General features: G+C 48.1%; 22 protein-coding genes and 1 other annotated feature. Of the genes, 1 reads left to right on the top strand and 21 read right to left on the bottom strand.

Going from position 1 to position 18,074, the window contains the following annotated elements:
• Positions 1 to 344 precede the first annotated feature (344 nt).
• The 18 genes from ABXS70_RS00155 to ABXS70_RS00070 form a co-directional block, all read right to left on the bottom strand.
• Entirely contained in the window at positions 345 to 947 is a 603-nt protein-coding gene (locus ABXS70_RS00155; protein ID WP_366293117.1) for a class I SAM-dependent methyltransferase, read from the bottom strand.
• 96 nt (positions 948 to 1,043) lie between these two features.
• Positions 1,044 to 1,406: a 50S ribosomal protein L7/L12 gene (rplL, locus tag ABXS70_RS00150; protein ID WP_342552969.1), complete on the bottom strand. Its 363-nt coding sequence runs from the start codon at positions 1,404 to 1,406 to the stop codon at positions 1,044 to 1,046.
• Between the two features lie 71 nt (positions 1,407 to 1,477).
• Positions 1,478 to 1,981, bottom strand: a complete 504-nt coding sequence (gene rplJ / locus ABXS70_RS00145; protein WP_293203415.1) for a 50S ribosomal protein L10 — start codon at positions 1,979 to 1,981, stop codon at positions 1,478 to 1,480.
• 23 nt (positions 1,982 to 2,004) lie between these two features.
• Positions 2,005 to 2,152, bottom strand: a sequence feature (ribosomal protein L10 leader region).
• 67 nt (positions 2,153 to 2,219) lie between these two features.
• On the bottom strand, positions 2,220 to 2,912 hold the full coding sequence (gene rplA / locus ABXS70_RS00140) for a 50S ribosomal protein L1 (protein WP_342552970.1): 693 nt from the start codon (positions 2,910 to 2,912) through the stop codon (positions 2,220 to 2,222).
• 94 nt (positions 2,913 to 3,006) lie between these two features.
• Positions 3,007 to 3,432, bottom strand: coding sequence for a 50S ribosomal protein L11 (gene rplK, locus ABXS70_RS00135; RefSeq protein ID WP_017692062.1), 426 nt, complete (start codon positions 3,430 to 3,432; stop codon positions 3,007 to 3,009).
• A 68-nt stretch (positions 3,433 to 3,500) separates the two neighbouring features.
• The gene (gene nusG, locus ABXS70_RS00130; protein WP_024633599.1) at positions 3,501 to 4,034 is read right to left on the bottom strand and encodes a transcription termination/antitermination protein NusG; all 534 of its coding nucleotides are present in this window, start codon (positions 4,032 to 4,034) and stop codon (positions 3,501 to 3,503) included.
• A gap of 22 nt (positions 4,035 to 4,056) precedes the next feature.
• The gene (gene secE, locus ABXS70_RS00125) at positions 4,057 to 4,248 is read right to left on the bottom strand and encodes a preprotein translocase subunit SecE (RefSeq protein ID WP_024633600.1); all 192 of its coding nucleotides are present in this window, start codon (positions 4,246 to 4,248) and stop codon (positions 4,057 to 4,059) included.
• Between the two features lie 20 nt (positions 4,249 to 4,268).
• The gene (gene rpmG, locus ABXS70_RS00120) at positions 4,269 to 4,418 is read right to left on the bottom strand and encodes a 50S ribosomal protein L33 (RefSeq protein ID WP_072735843.1); all 150 of its coding nucleotides are present in this window, start codon (positions 4,416 to 4,418) and stop codon (positions 4,269 to 4,271) included.
• Positions 4,419 to 4,727: 309 nt separating this feature from the next.
• On the bottom strand, positions 4,728 to 5,372 hold the full coding sequence (sigH, locus tag ABXS70_RS00115) for an RNA polymerase sporulation sigma factor SigH (protein ID WP_024633601.1): 645 nt from the start codon (positions 5,370 to 5,372) through the stop codon (positions 4,728 to 4,730).
• A 172-nt stretch (positions 5,373 to 5,544) separates the two neighbouring features.
• Positions 5,545 to 6,066, bottom strand: a complete 522-nt coding sequence (locus tag ABXS70_RS00110; protein ID WP_342552971.1) for an NYN domain-containing protein — start codon at positions 6,064 to 6,066, stop codon at positions 5,545 to 5,547.
• Between the two features lie 5 nt (positions 6,067 to 6,071).
• A complete protein-coding gene (gene rlmB, locus ABXS70_RS00105; protein WP_342552972.1) occupies positions 6,072 to 6,818 on the bottom strand; it encodes a 23S rRNA (guanosine(2251)-2'-O)-methyltransferase RlmB in 747 nt (248 codons plus the stop codon).
• A gap of 51 nt (positions 6,819 to 6,869) precedes the next feature.
• The gene (locus ABXS70_RS00100) at positions 6,870 to 7,397 is read right to left on the bottom strand and encodes a ribonuclease III domain-containing protein (protein WP_342552973.1); all 528 of its coding nucleotides are present in this window, start codon (positions 7,395 to 7,397) and stop codon (positions 6,870 to 6,872) included.
• On the bottom strand, positions 7,394 to 8,794 hold the full coding sequence (gene cysS, locus ABXS70_RS00095) for a cysteine--tRNA ligase (protein WP_342552974.1): 1,401 nt from the start codon (positions 8,792 to 8,794) through the stop codon (positions 7,394 to 7,396). The genes ABXS70_RS00100 and cysS overlap by 4 nt, the downstream gene beginning before the upstream one ends.
• 65 nt (positions 8,795 to 8,859) lie before the next feature.
• Positions 8,860 to 9,513, bottom strand: a complete 654-nt coding sequence (gene cysE, locus ABXS70_RS00090) for a serine O-acetyltransferase (RefSeq protein ID WP_342552975.1) — start codon at positions 9,511 to 9,513, stop codon at positions 8,860 to 8,862.
• 755 nt (positions 9,514 to 10,268) lie between these two features.
• The gene (gltX, locus tag ABXS70_RS00085; RefSeq protein WP_342552976.1) at positions 10,269 to 11,732 is read right to left on the bottom strand and encodes a glutamate--tRNA ligase; all 1,464 of its coding nucleotides are present in this window, start codon (positions 11,730 to 11,732) and stop codon (positions 10,269 to 10,271) included.
• A gap of 33 nt (positions 11,733 to 11,765) precedes the next feature.
• On the bottom strand, positions 11,766 to 12,242 hold the full coding sequence (gene ispF, locus ABXS70_RS00080) for a 2-C-methyl-D-erythritol 2,4-cyclodiphosphate synthase (protein WP_366293104.1): 477 nt from the start codon (positions 12,240 to 12,242) through the stop codon (positions 11,766 to 11,768).
• Positions 12,239 to 12,931, bottom strand: coding sequence for a 2-C-methyl-D-erythritol 4-phosphate cytidylyltransferase (gene ispD, locus ABXS70_RS00075; RefSeq protein ID WP_366293101.1), 693 nt, complete (start codon positions 12,929 to 12,931; stop codon positions 12,239 to 12,241). Before ispD ends, ispF begins: the two co-directional genes overlap by 4 nt.
• A gap of 101 nt (positions 12,932 to 13,032) precedes the next feature.
• Positions 13,033 to 14,118, bottom strand: a complete 1,086-nt coding sequence (locus tag ABXS70_RS00070; protein WP_342552978.1) for a PIN/TRAM domain-containing protein — start codon at positions 14,116 to 14,118, stop codon at positions 13,033 to 13,035.
• Between the two features lie 172 nt (positions 14,119 to 14,290).
• Here ABXS70_RS00070 and ABXS70_RS00065 point away from each other — a divergent pair, with 172 nt between their 5' ends.
• Positions 14,291 to 14,686: a DUF1573 domain-containing protein gene (locus tag ABXS70_RS00065; RefSeq protein WP_366293097.1), complete on the top strand. Its 396-nt coding sequence runs from the start codon at positions 14,291 to 14,293 to the stop codon at positions 14,684 to 14,686.
• Between the two features lie 121 nt (positions 14,687 to 14,807).
• Here the strand turns inward: ABXS70_RS00065 and pssA are convergent, their stop codons facing one another.
• The 3 genes from pssA to radA are packed head-to-tail and all read right to left on the bottom strand — an operon-like array spanning position 14,808 to position 18,038.
• Positions 14,808 to 15,539 carry a CDP-diacylglycerol--serine O-phosphatidyltransferase gene (gene pssA / locus ABXS70_RS00060; RefSeq protein ID WP_366293094.1) on the bottom strand — a complete coding sequence of 244 codons (732 nt, stop codon included), beginning with the start codon at positions 15,537 to 15,539 and terminating at the stop codon, positions 14,808 to 14,810.
• A gap of 41 nt (positions 15,540 to 15,580) precedes the next feature.
• Positions 15,581 to 16,657 (bottom strand): DNA integrity scanning diadenylate cyclase DisA, encoded by a 1,077-nt coding sequence (disA, locus tag ABXS70_RS00055; RefSeq protein WP_342552981.1) that lies wholly within the window; start codon positions 16,655 to 16,657, stop codon positions 15,581 to 15,583.
• 13 nt (positions 16,658 to 16,670) lie between these two features.
• Complete coding sequence (gene radA / locus ABXS70_RS00050; protein WP_366293091.1) at positions 16,671 to 18,038, bottom strand: DNA repair protein RadA; 1,368 nt, start codon at positions 18,036 to 18,038, stop codon at positions 16,671 to 16,673.
• Between the last annotated feature and the right edge of the window lie 36 nt (positions 18,039 to 18,074).

Here is an 18,074-nt window from a genome sequence, read left to right as displayed (position 1 = left end):
AATGGTACACATACAGAGCAAAGCAATGCACCCGCAAATAAAGAAAAGCCCTTATTCGAAATGTCGTTCGATAAAAGAGCAACTTTGATCGGCGGATGTCTTTCCAAATCATTCTTATCCCCAGTTTGCCCAAAATGTACATATTATACGCCAAACATAGGCATAATAAGCCCGGTTCGGCGTAAAAAAGGTTGACATTTTCAGTTAGCTAAAGCCAAGTAGGGCATCTTAATACTGACATTTTACAACTATACCACGGCTTGAATTTCAAGTCAATAGTCCTATTGCAAAAAAAATGATCCCCTGCTTACTTTACAAATTCGAATGAACCTCTCACAGTTCCTCTACTCTTCCTTTACCGCTTTGAAGATTCGGTAGCCTTTATCCTTCGTTACTTCATCCACTCGTGAAAACAACGATTCCAGCTTCGCTTTTGCAGAAGGTGCACCTTGTTTCTTTTGAATGACAATCCATAACGCCCCCCCAACCTTCAAATGGTCATATGCCTGGTCAAAGATAGCATGTACTGTTTCTTTGCCCGCCCGAATCGGAGGATTAGTCAAGACCACGTCGAAATCCCGCTTGTTTACTTCAGTTAGTAGATTACTCTGCATAATCGTAACGTTGGTAATGCCGTTTGCTTTGGCATTTTCTCTGGAAAGCTCAACGGCTCTCTCATTGATATCGATCATGGTGACATGCCCATCCGGTACAAGTTTTGCTGCTGTAAGCCCGATTGGCCCGTAACCACATCCCACATCAAGAACATGAGCACCTGACGGCAGTTCCATTGCATCAATTAACACCCTGCTGCCATAATCGATTCCGTTTTTGGAAAAAACCCCAGCATCCGTCACCAGCCGCAGACTAAATCCGCGGAGGACCGCTTCTGCGGCCTTACGATCATGCGCCACTTGTGGTTTGTCCGAATAATAATGATTGGACATGCCCTCACTCACTTTCCATAGTTACATTTACAGCAACAAACCCCTTGATAAGTCAAGGGGTTTGTTGTTTTGTTCATTCAGCTTGGATAAGCTAAATTATTTAACTTCGATTGTAGCGCCAGCTTCTTCAAGCTTAGCTTTGATGGAGTCTGCTTCTTCTTTAGCCACTTTTTCTTTCAGTGGTTTTGGAGCGTTGTCAACCAGTTCTTTTGCTTCTTTCAGGCCAAGACCTGTGATTTCGCGAACTGCTTTGATAACGTTGATTTTGGAAGCACCAGCGTTAGTCAAGATTACGTCGAACTCGGATTGCTCAGCTTCAGCTGCAGCTGCGCCGCCACCTACAACAGCTACTGGAGCTGCAGCAGTTACGCCGAATTCTTCTTCGATTGCTTTAACAAGATCGTTCAGTTCCAGTACAGTCATGCCTTTGATTGCTTCCAAGATTTGCTCTTTACTCATGATTGAACCTCCATATATAATTTTATTTTTTTGTATTTCATTACTGCTAAGCAGTATTCAGATCAAGCAGCTTACGCGCCTTGTTCTTCTTTTTCTGCAACGGCTTTAACCGCAAGCGCGAAGTTGCGCATAGGGGCTTGAAGCACGCTGAGGAGCATGGAGAGGAGACCTTCGCGGGATGGCAGTTCTGCCAACGCCTTAACTTCTTCTACTCCAATTACGCGACCTTCTACGACAGCACCTTTCAATTTCAGTGCATCGTTCTTTTTCGCGAAGTCGTTCAGAATTTTGGCTGGAGCTACAGCATCTTCTCCGCTGAATGCAATTGCAGTAGGACCTGTCAGAACGCTATCGAGTTCTGTCAATTCTGCTGCAGCAGTTGCACGGCGAAGCAATGTGTTTTTCAGCACTTGGAATTCTACACCAGCTTCACGAAGCTGCTTGCGCAGTTCAGTAGCTTGGGAAACGTTCAATCCACGATAGTCAACAACAACAGTCGTCGCGCTTTCGCGCAATTTTGCTGTTACTACATCAACGGATTCTTGTTTTGCTTGAATCACTTTTGCGTTTGCCAATCTGTACACCTCCTGATCAAATTTATCCCATTAAGAAAAGCCTCCGTAGAATCACGAAGGCTTGATATATACTCGCATCCGATTTGCATCGTTTCAAGTTGTATAATCACACCTCGGTAGGAAATTAAGCCATATGGCACCTACTGTCTACGGCAAGCATATTCAAATGTCAACGGTCAGTCACTCGGACTCGCAACTTTTATAGAATATCAGAACAGGCCGAACCTGTCAAGACATTTTATCTAAAAGCTGCTGCATTCACGCGTGCGCCAGGGCCCATCGTAGAAGAAAGACTTACATTCTTCAGATAAACACCTTTTGCTGCCGCCGGTTTAGCACGGTTCAGAGCGTCCATGAGAGCTTTAAAGTTCTCATTCAACTGCTCGGAAGAGAAAGAAGCTTTACCGATCGGTGCATGAATTTGACCTGCACGATCCAGACGATATTCGATTTTACCGGCTTTAATTTCTTGAACAGCCTTGGATACATCGAAAGTTACCGTTCCGGCTTTAGGGTTAGGCATCAGGCCTTTACCGCCGAGCAGACGGCCCAATTTACCTACTTCGCTCATCATATCTGGTGTCGCTACGCAGACGTCGAACTCGAACCAGCCTTGTTGGATTTTGTTGATCATGTCTGCATCACCAACATAGTCCGCGCCAGCCGCTTCCGCTTCTTTCGCTTTGTCACCTTTTGCAAATACCAATACGCGTTGTGTTTTACCTGTACCGTGTGGCAGGACAACAACACCACGTACTGCCTGGTCTTGCTTACGTGGGTCTACGCCCAAACGAACTGCCGCTTCGATTGTTTCATCGAATTTTGCAGTAGCTGCCTTTTTCACAAGCTCTACAGCTTCTGAAGGCTCGTAAGTTGCTTCGCTGTCGATCAGCTTAGCAGCTTCCAGGTATTTTTTACCGTGTTTAGCCATGTTTTATTCCTCCTTTGTGGTTTTAGCGGATATACCTCCCACATTGACCGGCCGCGAATCGGCCGGCTTTACGAAGCCATGTTTCATGTGAAAATTAGTCTTCGATGGTGATACCCATGCTGCGGGCAGTACCTTCGACCATACGCATTGCGGACTCAACGTCAGCAGCATTCAGGTCAGGCATTTTTGTTTCCGCGATTTGACGTACCGCATCACGTTTAACGGTAGCAACTTTTTTCTTATTCGGCTCGCCGGATCCTTTTTCAACTTTCGCTGCCACTTTCAACAGAACTGCCGCCGGTGGAGTTTTAGTGATGAATGTAAAGGAACGGTCCTCGAATACAGAGATTTCAACTGGAATGATCAATCCCGCCTGATCAGCTGTACGAGCGTTGAACTCTTTACAGAATGCCATGATGTTGACACCTGCTTGACCCAATGCCGGACCTACTGGCGGTGCTGGATTCGCTTTACCTGCTGGAATCTGCAGTTTTACCATTTTGATTACCTTTTTTGCCATGATTGACACCTCCTTGCAAAATAGTGGTTAGCGGGCTTCACAGCCCTCCCACAAGAAACTTGAAGAAACTATATCTTCTCCACTTGGGTGTATTCCAACTCAAGCGGCGTTTCCCGTCCAAACATGTTGACGTGTACCTTCAGCTTGCTTTTGTCTACCAAAATCTCTTCCACGGAGCCCACAAAATTCGCAAAAGGACCGACTTTGATTCGTACGGATTCCTTAATATCGAATTCAATTTTAGGCTTAGGTTCAACCATACCCATGTGCTTCAGAATTTGTTCCACTTCTTCTGGCAGCAGAGCTGTTGGTTTGGAACCGGAACCTGTCGAACCGACAAAGCCGGTAACACCCGGTGTATTGCGAACAACATACCAAGAATCATCCGTCTGAACCATTTCGACCAAGACATAACCGGGGTAAACTTTACGCATAACGGTTTTTTTCTTACCGTCTTTGTTCACCACTTCTTCTTCCATCGGAACAAGAACGCGGAAAATCTTGTCTTCCATGCCCATGGACTCTACGCGTTTTTCCAAATTGGCTTTGACCTTATTTTCATACCCTGAATAGGTATGAACGACGTACCATCTTTTTTCCATATCAAGCCACCTGGGACCCTTCTTAAATAATCGCTTCGATCACAGCGGAGATGCCGATATCTACGACCCAAAAAAACAGCGTCATAACCACAACAGTACCAAGTACGATTAACGTGTAGTTCGTCAGCTCTTTACGATTAGGCCAGCGAACCTTTTTAAGTTCAGCCCAGCTTTCAGAGAAAAAGGAAATCAGAGATTTGAAACTACGTTTCACGCCGACTACACCTCCAAAAACTATCTGGTTTCGCGATGAGAAGTCTGCTCGTTACAAAACTTGCAAAATTTCTTCATCTCCATGCGGTCGGGGTGATTACGCTTGTTTTTTGTCGTAGTGTAATTTCTTTGTTTGCAGTTCGTACAAGCCAAAGTAATAATTACCCGCATGATGTACACCTCCCGAAGACTTCCACATTGAAGCAGAGTCTCTAAATTGATCCTGAAAAAAAAGCCGTAAAATAGGCCTACCTAAAACACTTTATCACAAGGGTATAAGCATGTCAATGAAAGAATAACCTTTCATCATTGGGTATTATTTCTGCACAAAACGCACGTATCTCTCATCTCTGATTTTTTCACTGCTCCGGCATGAACCGAGCGATTACTAGTATTTATCAATCCTGAACAATATAAACTTCAGACAATAAAAAAAGACTCAAACACCGAGCCTTTTCCATCAACGACAACAACTTTTGTTCAATTATCTCGAACTTCCAGGTACTTTTCAAGTTTGCGCTTCACGCGCTGCAAGGCATTATCAATGGACTTCACATGACGGTCCAGATCCACTGCAATTTCTTGATAAGATCTCCCGTCCAGATACAACATCAGCACTTTACGTTCCAGGTCACTTAAAATCTCGGACATTTTATCTTCCAGGCCCACAAATTCTTCCTGGTTAATAATTAGTTCCTCCGGATCACTGACCTGAGTTCCACAAATCACATCGAGTAACGTACGATCAGACTCTTCATCATAAATGGGCTTATCCAGAGATACATAAGAATTAAGCGGAATATGCTTCTGACGTGTGGCTGTCTTGATCGCCGTAATGATCTGTCTTGTAATGCACAGTTCGGCAAAAGCCTTGAAAGAAGCAAGCTTGTCCCCTTTGAAATCACGAATCGATTTGTAAAGGCCAATCATTCCTTCTTGAATAATATCTTCCCGGTCAGCTCCGATCAAAAAATAAGATCTTGCCTTGGCGCGTACAAAGTTGCGATACTTGTTGATCAAAAACTCCAGCGCTTCGCTTTCGCCTTCACGGACCGCTTCGACAATGTCTTCGTCACTTTGGTAATCATACTTGGATAACATGATATCTTTGAGGTCGACACTCACAGACAATCCCTCCGGCTGCAACGCAAGGTACCCCGTTACTCTACTCTATGAAATATAGGACAAGTATATATGATGGTACCTCCCATCGTCAACCACGCCATGCCTAAAAAAGAACAGCTATAACATAATTGTCAATAGTTTCATTATTGTAAAATTTGTAAAAAGTCCGCTGTCAGCCTCGTCTCCAGCGTTCAAACTGCTTCAAAATATCCGGGCTTAATTTCCCTCCGATTGTATTACGTGTTGATCTGGCTTGGTCTTCCGCAAGCCGCTGCTGGAGCTCCTTTTCGTTCTGCTCCACTTCAATCAGCAGCTCTCTGGCGGACACACGCAGCGCTCCCTGTCCGAAGATGACATGTTGCTCTACCATATCGCTGGTTGCTACATAGATTTGGCGTCTTCGCATGCTTAGTTCCCGAACGAGTCTCTCGATGCATTCGTCTGCCGTCTCTTTTTCCTTTGTAAAATGAACTTGAACTCTGCTCTGTGTAAAGGATTTACCGAGTCCTGGCACAAGGTAAGCGTCAAACACAACAATGACTCGGCGGCCGGAGAAAGCCTGATAGTCCGCAAGCCGGAAGAGCAATCTGTTCCTCGCCTCTTCCAGCCCGCTTTCTGCCAACTTGGATAATTCCGGCCAGTCACCAATCATGTTGTACCCGTCTACTAGAAGCACATCACGGGAATCAGCCATATCATCTATCCCTGTGCTTGGCGGGAGCGAAGCACCTCGTACATGACAACACCCGCTGCCACGGAGGCATTCAGGGAATTAATCTGACCCTGCATCGGCAGTTTGACCAGTACGTCACATTTCTCACGAATGAGACGGCCCATGCCTTTGTTCTCATTTCCGATCACGAGTGCTACCGGACCTGTGAATACACCATTGCCAAAAACAGCTTCACGCGCAGTAACATCCGTACCTACAACCCATACCCCCTCTTCTTTCAAACGGTCAATGGTCTGTGCCAGATTGCTTACGCGGGCAACAGGAACATACTCTGCTGCACCTGCCGATGTTTTGGACACGGTTGCCGTTACTGAAGCTGAGCGCCGTTTGGGAACAATGACACCGTGAGCTCCTGTGCAGTCTGCCGTACGCAGAATGGAGCCCAGATTATGGGGATCTTCAATCTCATCCAGCAAAAGAATAAACGGCTGCTCATTCTTGGACTTGGCTGCATCTAAAATATCTTCAACCTCAGCATAGGCATAAGGCGCCGCCTGAGCAACCACACCCTGATGCTGAATACCGGGAACCGTCTGATCCAGCTTGCGCTTGTCCACATGCTGAATGACAATCCCCTGTTTTTTTGCCTCCGCAATGATCGGCTGCGTTAGATGTTTCTGCGCCGTATCGGCGATCCATATTTTATTAATGGTCCGGCCTGACCGCAGCGCCTCCGTTACGGAGTGTTTACCGGCAATCCATTCTTCTTCCATCCTTGTTCGTTCCTCTCTTTAATTGCTTGTTATATATGTTTTATACCAAAGTTATTCTGCTGAAGCAGAGGCCTGCTCCGCCTGCTCAATCCCGAGTCCGATCAGCTGGATCATTCGATCATGCTGACTGCTGCTGTACAGATAGCCGATCAGACATTCAAATGCTGTTGCATGTCTGTACTCCAGCACATCCGCATTCTTCGGAACACTGCCGGACTTGGCATTTCGTCCCTGCCGGACAATATCCAGTTCTTCTGCCGTCAATTCAGCCTCAATACTATTCAGTATGCGGCTTTGTGCTTTGGCAGATACCAATTTGGTTGCACTTCGGTGCAGATGATTAGGACGCATGTTTGCTTTGGATAACAGATACTGCCTCACGGCAACTTCATATACAGCATCGCCAATGTATGCCAGTGCAATTGGCGGGATCAGCCGGGCAGGTCTGGAAGGCGGATAAGGAAACCATCCACCATCCAGTACATCTGCCTTATTCTTTGGCACAGTCCGGGTAGACTGATCGGCCTCTTCAGACCCTTCGACAGATGCAGACAAAATCTTTTCCTTCTCTTTGCTCATTTGCGCCGCCATCTCATTCCCTGTGCTGTATCCTCCAGCAGGATACCCTGGGCAGATAGCTCATCGCGAATTTCATCGGCACGAGCCCAGTTCTTCGACTTACGTGCTTCCACACGCTCTGCGATCAATCGTTCAATATCCTCATCCAGCAGCTCGGGTTCAACCTCTGTATAGATTCGCAGCACAGCATTCAGTTCGTTGAACAGTTCAAGCAGTGCATGAATCGCAGCGGCATTAACCACATCCCGCTGCAGCAGCTGGTTCGCTTCCGCAGCCCATTCAAACAGCGCGGTAATCGCATCCGGTGTATTGAAATCATCCTGCATTTTCTCGTGATACTGCTGTCGAATCTGCTCTAATCTTGCTGCAAATTCAGCTGAAACCTCCTGATTTACAGTCACCGCACTCAGACGATGCTTCAGGTTGCCTACCGCGTTGGAAATCCGCTCCACGCTGTTCTGCGCCTGTTCCATTGTATCTTCCGTAAAATTGAGCGGGTTACGATAGTGGGTAGACAGCATGAAGTAACGGATCGCTTCCCGTTTGTACTCGCTGCGCAGGTCTTTGACGAGAACACCGTTGCCGAGAGATTTCGACATTTTCTCGTTATCGATGCGAATAAAACCGTTATGCATCCAGTAATTCGCGAGCGGTTTGCCCGTAATGGCTTCTGACTGCGCGCATTCGCACTCATGGTGAGGGAACTGTAAATCCTGTCCGCCGCCGTGAATATCCAGTGTATCCCCAAGGTATTCTCTTGCCATGGCAGAGCACTCGATATGCCAGCCTGGACGACCGTCTCCCCAAGGACTGGACCAGGAAATCTCGCCTGGCTTGGCTGCTTTCCAAAGCACGAAATCTTCCGGATGCTCCTTTCGCTCATCTACTCCGATCCGAATACCAAACTGCAGTTCCTGCAGGTTTTGTTTCGACAATTGACCGTAATTTTCGAACTTGCCTGTTCGATAATATACGTCACCGCCATTCTCATATGCGAAACCTTTGTCAACCAATTCACGGATAAAATCAATAATCAGCGGCATATTCTCCGTTACTCTTGGATTACTGCTGGCCTTAGGGATTCCAAGTCCTTCAAGGTCCGCATAATAAGCGGCAATAAATTTCTCTGCCACATGTGGAACATCGGTACCCAGCTGCTCTGCTTTGCGAATCAGTTTGTCATCCACATCCGTAAAATTCACGACATAATTCACTTCATGTCCAGTTTGCTCCAAATATCCGCGAACGGTGTCGAAAAAGATCACCGGACGTGCGTTCCCAATATGGATGTAGTCGTATACGGTTGGTCCGCATACATACATTTTCACTTTGCCAGGCTCTTGTGGTACAAACTCCTCTTTGGTACGACTCATCGTGTTATAAATCTGCAGCGCCATAGTCACTTTTCCTTTCGTCCTAAACTGCCTTTACTATATTCCATGTTCTATGTTTACTTATGCATTTATGTGCATTTTTCGGATTCACGCGTATTTTGCAGCGTACGCACTTCCTCCTGCAGACGCTCAATTTCGCGCTGCATGCTGCGCAGGGAATCAATAACCGGATCAGGCAGCTGCTGATTGAGACGATCCACCCGCCGACCATCCTGCTTGACGATTCTTCCGGGAATTCCCACCACCGTGCTGTTCGCAGGTACTTCCTTTAACACAACGGAGTTAGCTCCGATGTTGCTTTGATCCCCTACACGAAACGACCCCAGTACCTTGGCACCAGATGAGATAACCACATTATTACCAATTGTCGGGTGTCTCTTCCCTTTTTCTTTTCCTGTTCCACCCAGCGTTACTCCTTGATAGATTACGACATCGTCACCGATCTCACAGGTCTCCCCGATGACAACCCCCATACCGTGGTCAATGAACAACCTTTCGCCGATGGTTGCCCCAGGATGAATCTCTATACCTGTCATAAACCGGCTTACCTGTGATATGAACCGGGCGAACGAGAACCATCTTCGTTTGTATAGATAGTGGGCAAATCGATGGGCCCATATTGCATGCAGCCCAGAATACGTAAATACCACTTCAAACCAACTCCGGGCGGCCGGATCATTTTCAAAGACCGTCTGGATATCGGATCTGATCTTTTTGAACATGCTCGTTCCCCTCTTGTTCAGGTCCTCGTCCTCCGGGTTTGCCGGACGGCGCGTTCCTTGGTAGTATACTGCGCACTCGCCTAAACAAAAAACGCCTCTGCAGCACGAAGCTGCAGAGGCGTTAATCGCGGTCCCACTCTGCTTGGTTCATTCTTCAATCTTGACTGAAATGAATGAACCCTCTGGCGGCTCGGTAACGGGAACCAGTCGTCGCCATCTATCCTGACGTTTTCCTCATCTTGTTGACAGAGGCGGGGCCGGATTCGACGGTGCAGCTCACGGGTGCATTTCGGGCTGCTGGACAGTGGACGGCTCGCAGCCACCACCCGCCAAACAGATCTAATACCTGCTCGCGTGCGGGGCCATCCTCTCTGGGTCTGTCCGGATCAGCTTACTTCTCCCGGTCTTTGCTGTTCTATATGAACGTATTATGACAATTCAACCTTGTGTTGCTATTATAGCGAAAAGCCTTCTTACTGACAACCAGCAGAATCCAATTCCATAAGTTGAACTAATGAATATTTACACAAGCACTCCGATGACAGAATAACCTTCCAATCGCTGTTATCCCCAGATTTTTTTGATTCCCTTTTCCAAAGGGAAAATCCGGTGATAAGCGTATGCTTCCGATGCAGCTTTCTTGCAGAAAGCTTTTAGGCGAGCGCTTCGCTTTTTCAGGTTTTTTCTGTCCTCTCCGTTTCTGTGTAAATGATTAGCTCCACTTATGAAATACCAGGCGTTCTCACAACGCTTGTTTAAGCACCTTTCACCTGTGCCAGCAAACGCTCTATGACAGTGTCACGGCCCAGCAGCACAATGGTCTGATTGAGATCACGTCCATGTGTCTGTCCAGTCAAAGCAACGCGGATAGGCATGAAGAGCTGTTTGCCCTTGAAGCCTGTTTCCTTCTGCACTTCCTTGATCAATGCAGCCATTTTGCTCGGCGTAAATTCGTCACTGGCCTGAACCTTATCAGCAAATGCCTTCAATACCGTGGGAACCTGCTCCTCAGCAAGAACCGCAGCACCCTCACTTTCCAGTTCAACCTCTGGACGGAAGAATACCTCGGACAGTTCCACGATATCGGAAGCTGCTGTCATCTGCTCTTGATAGAGATGCACGAGCATATGCGCCCATTCTTTTTGCTCAGCAGACAAGTCCGCAGGAAGACGTCCTGCTTTTTGGAGATGCGGAATCGCCATCTCGGCAATTCGTGCCGGGTCAGCATTTTTGATGTAATGGTTGTTCAAATGTGCCAGCTTATGTGTGTCGAATACAGCCGGACTCTTGGACAGACGCTTCGTATCAAAGATAGAGATCAGCTGCTCCTGTGAAAAAATTTCTTCTTCCCCTTCAGGCGACCAGCCAAGCAGGGAGATGAAGTTAAACATCGCTTCCGGCAGATAGCCGAGCTGATCATACTGCTCAATAAACTGAATGACGGATTCATCGCGTTTACTCAGTTTTTTGTGGTTTTCGTTCACGATCAGCGTCATATGACCGAATTGCGGCGGCTCCCAGCCGAGCGCTTCATAGATCATCAGCTGACGCGGCGTGTTGGAGATATGATCCTCCCCGCGCAGCACGTGGGAGATCTTCATCAAGTGATCGTCCACGGCAACGGCATAGTTGTACGTGGGAATGCCGTCCTTTTTCACAATGACAAAGTCGCCTGATTCCTTGCTGTTGAACGAGATTGTGCCTTTAACCATGTCGTTGAATGTGTATGTGCGATCTGCAGGTACACGGAAACGAATGCTCGCCACGCGGCCTTCAGCTTCAAATGCCTCGATCTGCTCTGGTGTCAGGTCACGGTGTTTGCCGGAGTAACGCGGGGTCTCTCCACGAGCTGACTGCTCTTCGCGCTCCTGTTCGAGTTCTTCTTCCGTGCAGTAGCAGCGATAAGCCAGACCTTTATCCAGCAGTTCCTGCGTATATTTGCGATACAAATCCAGACGTTCCGTCTGACGGTATGGCCCGTATTCTCCGCCTACATCAATACTCTCATCCCACTCGATGCCGAGCCATTTCAAGTATTTCAGCTGGCTTTCTTCTCCGCCCGCAATGTTCCGCTTCACGTCCGTATCTTCGATACGAATGATAAATTTTCCGTTATTATGTTTGGCATACAAGTAGTTAAACAGTGCCGTACGAGCATTGCCGATATGCAAATGTCCCGTTGGGCTCGGTGCGTAGCGCACCCGAATTTCTGCGCTCATATGATCCCCTCCGTCTCTAATTGGTTGATATTATCACACACGTACCAGGCATACAACCGATTGGGCTGCAATTCCCTCTCCCCGACCAGGGAACCCAAGCTGCTCTGTTGTTGTTGCCTTCACGTTCACTTGTGTTACATCCGCTTCCAGCGCTTTAGCGATCACTTCAGCCATCTGCGGGATATACGGCGCCATTTTAGGCTTCTGGGCAATAATCGTTGAATCGATATTCCCAAGCTTATAACCGCGTTCCTTCACAAGCTGCCATACATGCTCCAGCAGTTTCAGACTGTCGGCGTCCTTGAATTCCGGATCGGTATCCGGGAAATGTTTGCCGATGTCTCCGAGTGCCAGCGCACCAAGAATCGCATCACTAATGGCATGCAGCAGTACGTCTGCGTCCGAGTGGCCCAGCAGCCCTTTTTCATAAGGAATCGTTACCCCGCCAATAATACACGGTCTACCTTCCACCAGTTGGTGAACGTCAAATCCTTGTCCTACACGTATCATCGCTTCTTCTCTCCCCCAAGCCAAAACGCGGCATACTGTAAATCTTCCGGTGTCGTTAGTTTGATGTTGGTATAACTGCCTTCCACAACCTTGACCGACATTCCCTGGCGCTCAGCCAGCATGGCATCATCCGTCCCCAGAAACCCGTCACGCTCCGCCGATTCATAAGCCTCCAGCAGGGAAGAAAGACGAAAAGCCTGCGGGGTTTGAATGCTCCACAGACTGCTGCGGTCAGGCGTCGCCGTAACGACACCTTCCGCATTCACTTGTTTGATCGTATCCTTCACCGGCACAGCCAGCACAGCACCTCCGCCCGATGCGGCGGCAGCCATGCAGTTTCTGATCTGCTCACGGGTCACAAAAGGACGCACCCCGTCGTGAACGAGGACGCCATCGGTACCGAGCGCCCGAAGGCCTTCATAGACCGAATGCTGCCTCTCTTTCCCTCCGGGGATGACGCGGACACGCGATTCCAGCTGGTATTCTTTTACCCATTTCAGGCATCGTTCAATATCTGCAGCTCCTGTAACCAGGACCATCTCGCGAATCTCGTCCAGAGCCGCAAATACTTCAAGCGTATGTATGAAAACGGGCTTGTCCTGCAGCAGCAAAAATTGTTTGCTTTCGGTTGTGCCCATGCGGGTTCCCCGACCAGCCGCTACAATGACAACGCCCCACCCTTTATCCATGCCGCAATCCCTGCCTTGTCTGTCAGTTTATCGCCGGGCAACAATTCATATCTGCTTCGATACCCATCATCGTTCAACGATACACTACCCATCATACCGCTTTATTGGGCTTTTTCCAACAGTTTCGGCTTGGCAAAAATCATTCGTCCCGCGGACGTCTGCAGTACACTCGTTACCAGCACTTCCATCATCATGCCGATATACTCGCGTCCACCTTCTACCACAATCATCGTTCCGTCATCCAGATAAGCGACGCCCTGCCCGTGTTCCTTGCCATCCTTGATAATCTGCACCATAATTTCTTCTCCTGGCAGCACAACCGGTTTCACCGCATTCGCGAGATCATTGATGTTCAGTACAGATACCCCTTGGAGTTCACAGACTTTGTTCAAGTTGAAGTCATTGGTGACGACTTTGCCCTGCAGTACTTTAGCGAGCTTCACCAGTTTGCTGTCCACTTCGGAAATTTCCTCGAAATCGCCTTCGTAGATCAGGACCTGCACATCAAGCTCCTTCTGGATTTTGTTCAAAATATCCAGACCGCGGCGCCCGCGGTTGCGCTTGAGCAGATCCGATGAGTCTGCTATATGCTGCAGCTCTTCCAGTACAAATTCGGGAATAACAATCGTGCCTTCGATGAACCCTGTCTTGCAGATATCTGCGATTCTTCCGTCTATAATGACGCTGGTGTCTAAAATTTTATGTTCTTCCATCCGTCGTTCTTCTTCCGCCTCGGGATGTCCCCACCGTCCAGACTTCCAGAATGCGGCCAGATCGTCTTTTTTGGCCATAGCCAAACTGTATCCTGAATACGCAGCAATGACCGTCAGAGCCACCTGCAGCACCTCTCCTGCAGTTCCCAGCCAGGCCAGGCAGGGATACAGCAGTAATGCAGCCAGCAGTCCGGTTACGATGCCTGCCGCACCAGCAGCCAGTTCGTTCATCGGTATTCTCGCTAAAGAATCGATACTGCTGTGCAATCGGTTTGCAATCATTGTGCCGCCAATCGTACATACGGACATAAAAAGTACTGCTCCCAGCAGTGTTGACACACCAGCCCCCAGCAATCCTGCTGACTGAATCCATTCAGCCATCCAGGGTATAGACTTTCCTGCCAGATAATATGCCGTGTACCCGAACCATGCGCCGCACAATCCAGTAAAAGTTAAAATGCCTTTTCTCCACATGAGTTCCTGCACCTCCTCAATCATTCTTCATTTTCATATCCAGTATGATCCAATTTTCGAAAAGCTAATCGCCCCTGCATGAAGTTTTTGGAAATGTTCCATTCGTCAGTTGAAAGTGAGACTTTTATTGGCATATAATGAATTCAATTCATATCCCGAGGTGAGTGGCAAAATGAGTACGCTAAGTTTACAGGCTTTTCAGGATCAAGTTTCCGAACTGCTGCTGCGTCATCGCAGCCTGATTGATGTACTGTCCAAGACAGGACAAGCCGGAGCCTCTGTTAACCGTGCTGTGTCCAAAGCCATTACCGAATGCGGCTGCATTGAGCTGCACGCCACCAAACAGCAATATGCACCCGAAAGCGGGATTTCTCAATCCAAGAGTCTGCTGGAAACGCATGTGGAAGGTGAATTGTGTGAGAATTGCAAAGAGGTAATCAGCTCCGAATTGGGGCGAAACCTGTTCTATATGTCTGCTCTCTGCAATCTGCTGGACATCAACATGGAAGAGGTCGTAAATCACGAATCACAGAAATGTTCAACGCTGGGCTTGTTCAATCTGTCCTAGTTAATTTGTCCGCTCCTTAGCATAGATCAGCAAAGTCAAACAAAAAGCACGTACGCTCCCTTTCAGGAACGTACGTGCTTTTTTATAATAATGTTCGTGCTTATGATGAAATGCGCTGCTTTTAATTGTCGGAAGGTCGGGAAGACTTCTTATTCTTGCGTTTCTGGGCACGATTGCGGGAAGCTGCTGTTCTCATGCTGTATCTCATGCCGTATAAGGCGTACAGCACCAGCGGGATAAAGATCAGTTTCGAAAGCTGATCCGGGAAAAGAACAGCCAGCGCTACGGCCAGCAGCACAACCCAAGGGGCGATCCAGATCGCCTTGCGGGGCAATCCGACTTTTTTGAAATTGGGATATTTCAGCGAACTGACCATCAGATACGACAGCAACAGCGCAGCAATCATCATGCTGATCGGCCCGATATCTTTGTGAAACAAGGAAAGTGTAGCGAGTACCCCACCTGCAGCCGGAATGGGCAAGCCTGTAAAATACCCCGGAATACCCGGACGTACGTTAAATCTCGCTAATCGAATTGCACCACAGATCGGAAAGGCCGCCGTAGCAATCCAGGCAAAGATCGGCATAGCATCCTGAAATGACACCATAAAAATGATTAATGCAGGCGCTGCACCAAAGGAAATCATATCAGACAAGGAATCCAGTTCCTTGCCGAATTCACTCTGTGCATTAAGCGCTCTTGCCACCCGTCCATCCAGACCATCCAGCAGCATGGCAACGATAACCAGAATTGCGGCTGAACTGTATTTCCCGTTAATCGCCAGCAAAATGGCCAGCATGCCAAGAAACAGATTACCCAAGGTAAAAAGATTTGGAATGAATCTGGTTAACATATTGTTTCACCTCATTCATTAGAAGCCGTTAACGGCGATTCCTACATCTGTCTGTCAATAAACATCTGCTCCTGCAGACGTTTGAGTCCCTGCTTGATGGTGCGGGCGCGAACCTCACCAATGCCATCCACCTCATCGAGTTCTTCAATTGTTGCCATGATGACATGGGGTAATTGCTCGAATTGATCCACAAGATTATGAATAATTACATTAGGCAGACGTGGGATCTTATTTAATACCCGATATCCGCGCGGTGCAACCGAATCCTCAGACGTTGCCGCAGATGAAGGGTAACCGAGCAGCCGTACGATATGGTGAGCATCAAGAAGCTCATCGTCCGACAATCTTTTCAGGCCCATGATAATTTCGCGGATTTTGTCATCACTGTCGTCCCGGGCATAGTCTTTATACAGCAGCCACGCCTCTTCCTCTGTTGTACCCACAAGTTCTTCCATCTGCATGGAAATGAGCCTGCCTTCGTTACCCAGTTCATCAATATATCGTTCAATCTCCGTTTTGATCCGCAGCACCATTTCTGTACGCTGAATGACGTTAACCACTTCTGGAATCGTCACCAGTTCCTCAAACTCAGAGGCACTCAGATTTGTAAGGGATTGCTTCAGTACCGCTTTATACTTTTCGAGCGTTTGAATGGCCTGATTCGCTTTGGTCAAAATTACCCCGATTTCTTTAAGCGAGTATCGAAGTGTTCCCTGATACAGGGTAATAATATTCCGGCGCTGTGAGATAGATACCACCAGCTTGCCGGTTTGTTTTGCCACCCGCTCTGCCGTCCGGTGACGAATACCTGTCTCGGATGACGAGATGGAGGAATCCGGGATCAGCTGTGTGTTGGCATACAAAATCCGCTTCAAATCCTCACTCAGAATAATCGCACCGTCCATTTTAGCCAGCTCATACAGATAGTTCGGGGAGAAATCACAGTTAATCGAAAATCCCCCATCCACCACTTCCATCACTTCAGGGCTGTATCCTACAACAAGCAGTGCGCCCGTCTTGGCACGCAGCACATTTTCCAGACCTTCGCGGAAAGGTGTACCCGGTGCGATCAGCCTTAACAAATCATTCATATTGTCCAGTTGGCTTGAATCCTTCATCTTGTTATGCCCCCTAATCTAAAGCAACCGCTAGTGCATCTGCCACGGTATTTACACCGATCAGTTGTATCCCGCGAGGATGTTTCCAGCCCTTTAAGCTTTTTTCTGGTAAAATAACCCTTTTGAAGCCCAGCTTTGCGGCTTCTTTTACACGCTGTTCCGCCCTTGATACGGCACGAACCTCACCGGTCAGGCCAATCTCGCCAAAGATGACATCATCAGGCTTGGTCGGCACATCCCTCAAGCTGGAGGCAATGCTGACCGCTACAGCCAGATCGACCGCAGGCTCATCCAGCCTTACCCCACCAGCCACGTTCAGATAAGCGTCCTGTGTCTGCAGGAACATGCCCATCCGCTTTTCCAGCACAGCAATGATCAGATTTAAACGATGATGATCTATCCCCGTTGCCATCCTGCGCGGAGATGGAAAGTGCGTCGTCGAAATCAATGCCTGCAGCTCCACGAGCATCGGCCGCGTCCCCTCCATGCTGGCTACAACCGTAGATCCCGCTACTCCGAGCGGACGTTCAGATAAAAATAACTCTGAGGGATTGCCGACTTCACGAAGACCGTCTTCTCCCATTTCAAATATGCCGATTTCGTTGGTAGAACCAAAACGGTTCTTCACGGCACGGAGGAGACGATACGTATGATGCCGTTCTCCTTCAAAATATAATACGCAGTCCACCATATGTTCCAGCATGCGGGGGCCGGCGATGGCACCTTCTTTGGTAACATGCCCTACAAGAACTGTTGCAATGCCTCGCCCTTTGGCAATTCGCATGAATCTGGACGTACATTCCCTTACCTGCGCTACACTTCCTGGTGCACTGGTAACTTCGGGCAGATATACGGTCTGAATCGAGTCGATGACCAGAAAATTCGGCTGGATCTGATCCACCGCTTCCTCCACCCGTTCCATATTGGTTTCACACAGCACATACAGCTCAGGTGACAGTGCACCCAGGCGGTCTGCACGCAGTTTGGTCTGCTTCACGGATTCCTCCCCGGATACATATAACACACGCAGCCCCGAGTGGGTCAGTGCATGAGACGTTTGTAACATTAATGTTGACTTTCCGATCCCGGGGTCGCCCCCCACCAGAACGAGCGAACCGGGTACGATACCCCCGCCCAAAACACGGTTAAGCTCCCCGATTCCAGTCTGTACACGCGGCTCCTGACCGCTATCTATATCTATGATAGGAAGCGGTTTATCTTTACTGTCAAACAGAGGAGAATTTCTCCCTTGTGTTTTGACTACCGTTTCGGTTTCTTCTATCATCGAATTCCAGGACTGACAACCAGGGCACTTCCCGTACCATTTTGGGGCTTCATAGCCGCATTCTGTACATTGAAACTTGGTTTTTACTTTGGCCACTTCAGCACTCCTATAAATATATTATTTTATAACAGC

The organism is Paenibacillus sp. AN1007, assembly GCF_040702995.1.
GTDB lineage: Bacteria > Bacillota > Bacilli > Paenibacillales > Paenibacillaceae > Paenibacillus.
The sequence above is the reverse complement of the archived record's forward strand: the minus strand, read 5'-3'. Positions and strand labels throughout refer to the sequence as shown.

What these genes read in the sequence shown, in the direction of transcription:
- ABXS70_RS00155 (WP_366293117.1), bottom strand. Translation starts at nt 947, where the DNA reads ATGTCCAATCATTATTATTCGGACAAACCACAAGTGGCGCATGATCGT.
- rplL (WP_342552969.1), bottom strand. Translation starts at nt 1,406, where the DNA reads ATGAGTAAAGAGCAAATCTTGGAAGCAATCAAAGGCATGACTGTACTG.
- rplA (WP_342552970.1), bottom strand. Translation starts at nt 2,912, where the DNA reads ATGGCTAAACACGGTAAAAAATACCTGGAAGCTGCTAAGCTGATCGAC.
- rplK (WP_017692062.1), bottom strand. Translation starts at nt 3,432, where the DNA reads ATGGCAAAAAAGGTAATCAAAATGGTAAAACTGCAGATTCCAGCAGGT.
- nusG (WP_024633599.1), bottom strand. Translation starts at nt 4,034, where the DNA reads ATGGAAAAAAGATGGTACGTCGTTCATACCTATTCAGGGTATGAAAAT.
- rpmG (WP_072735843.1), bottom strand. Translation starts at nt 4,418, where the DNA reads ATGCGGGTAATTATTACTTTGGCTTGTACGAACTGCAAACAAAGAAAT.
- ABXS70_RS00110 (WP_342552971.1), bottom strand. Translation starts at nt 6,066, where the DNA reads ATGGCTGATTCCCGTGATGTGCTTCTAGTAGACGGGTACAACATGATT.
- rlmB (WP_342552972.1), bottom strand. Translation starts at nt 6,818, where the DNA reads ATGGAAGAAGAATGGATTGCCGGTAAACACTCCGTAACGGAGGCGCTG.
- ABXS70_RS00100 (WP_342552973.1), bottom strand. Translation starts at nt 7,397, where the DNA reads ATGAGCAAAGAGAAGGAAAAGATTTTGTCTGCATCTGTCGAAGGGTCT.
- cysS (WP_342552974.1), bottom strand. Translation starts at nt 8,794, where the DNA reads ATGGCGCTGCAGATTTATAACACGATGAGTCGTACCAAAGAGGAGTTT.
- cysE (WP_342552975.1), bottom strand. Translation starts at nt 9,513, where the DNA reads ATGTTCAAAAAGATCAGATCCGATATCCAGACGGTCTTTGAAAATGAT.
- gltX (WP_342552976.1), bottom strand. Translation starts at nt 11,732, where the DNA reads ATGAGCGCAGAAATTCGGGTGCGCTACGCACCGAGCCCAACGGGACAT.
- ispF (WP_366293104.1), bottom strand. Translation starts at nt 12,242, where the DNA reads ATGATACGTGTAGGACAAGGATTTGACGTTCACCAACTGGTGGAAGGT.
- ispD (WP_366293101.1), bottom strand. Translation starts at nt 12,931, where the DNA reads ATGGATAAAGGGTGGGGCGTTGTCATTGTAGCGGCTGGTCGGGGAACC.
- ABXS70_RS00070 (WP_342552978.1), bottom strand. Translation starts at nt 14,118, where the DNA reads ATGTGGAGAAAAGGCATTTTAACTTTTACTGGATTGTGCGGCGCATGG.
- ABXS70_RS00065 (WP_366293097.1), top strand. Translation starts at nt 14,291, where the DNA reads ATGAGTACGCTAAGTTTACAGGCTTTTCAGGATCAAGTTTCCGAACTG.
- pssA (WP_366293094.1), bottom strand. Translation starts at nt 15,539, where the DNA reads ATGTTAACCAGATTCATTCCAAATCTTTTTACCTTGGGTAATCTGTTT.
- disA (WP_342552981.1), bottom strand. Translation starts at nt 16,657, where the DNA reads ATGAAGGATTCAAGCCAACTGGACAATATGAATGATTTGTTAAGGCTG.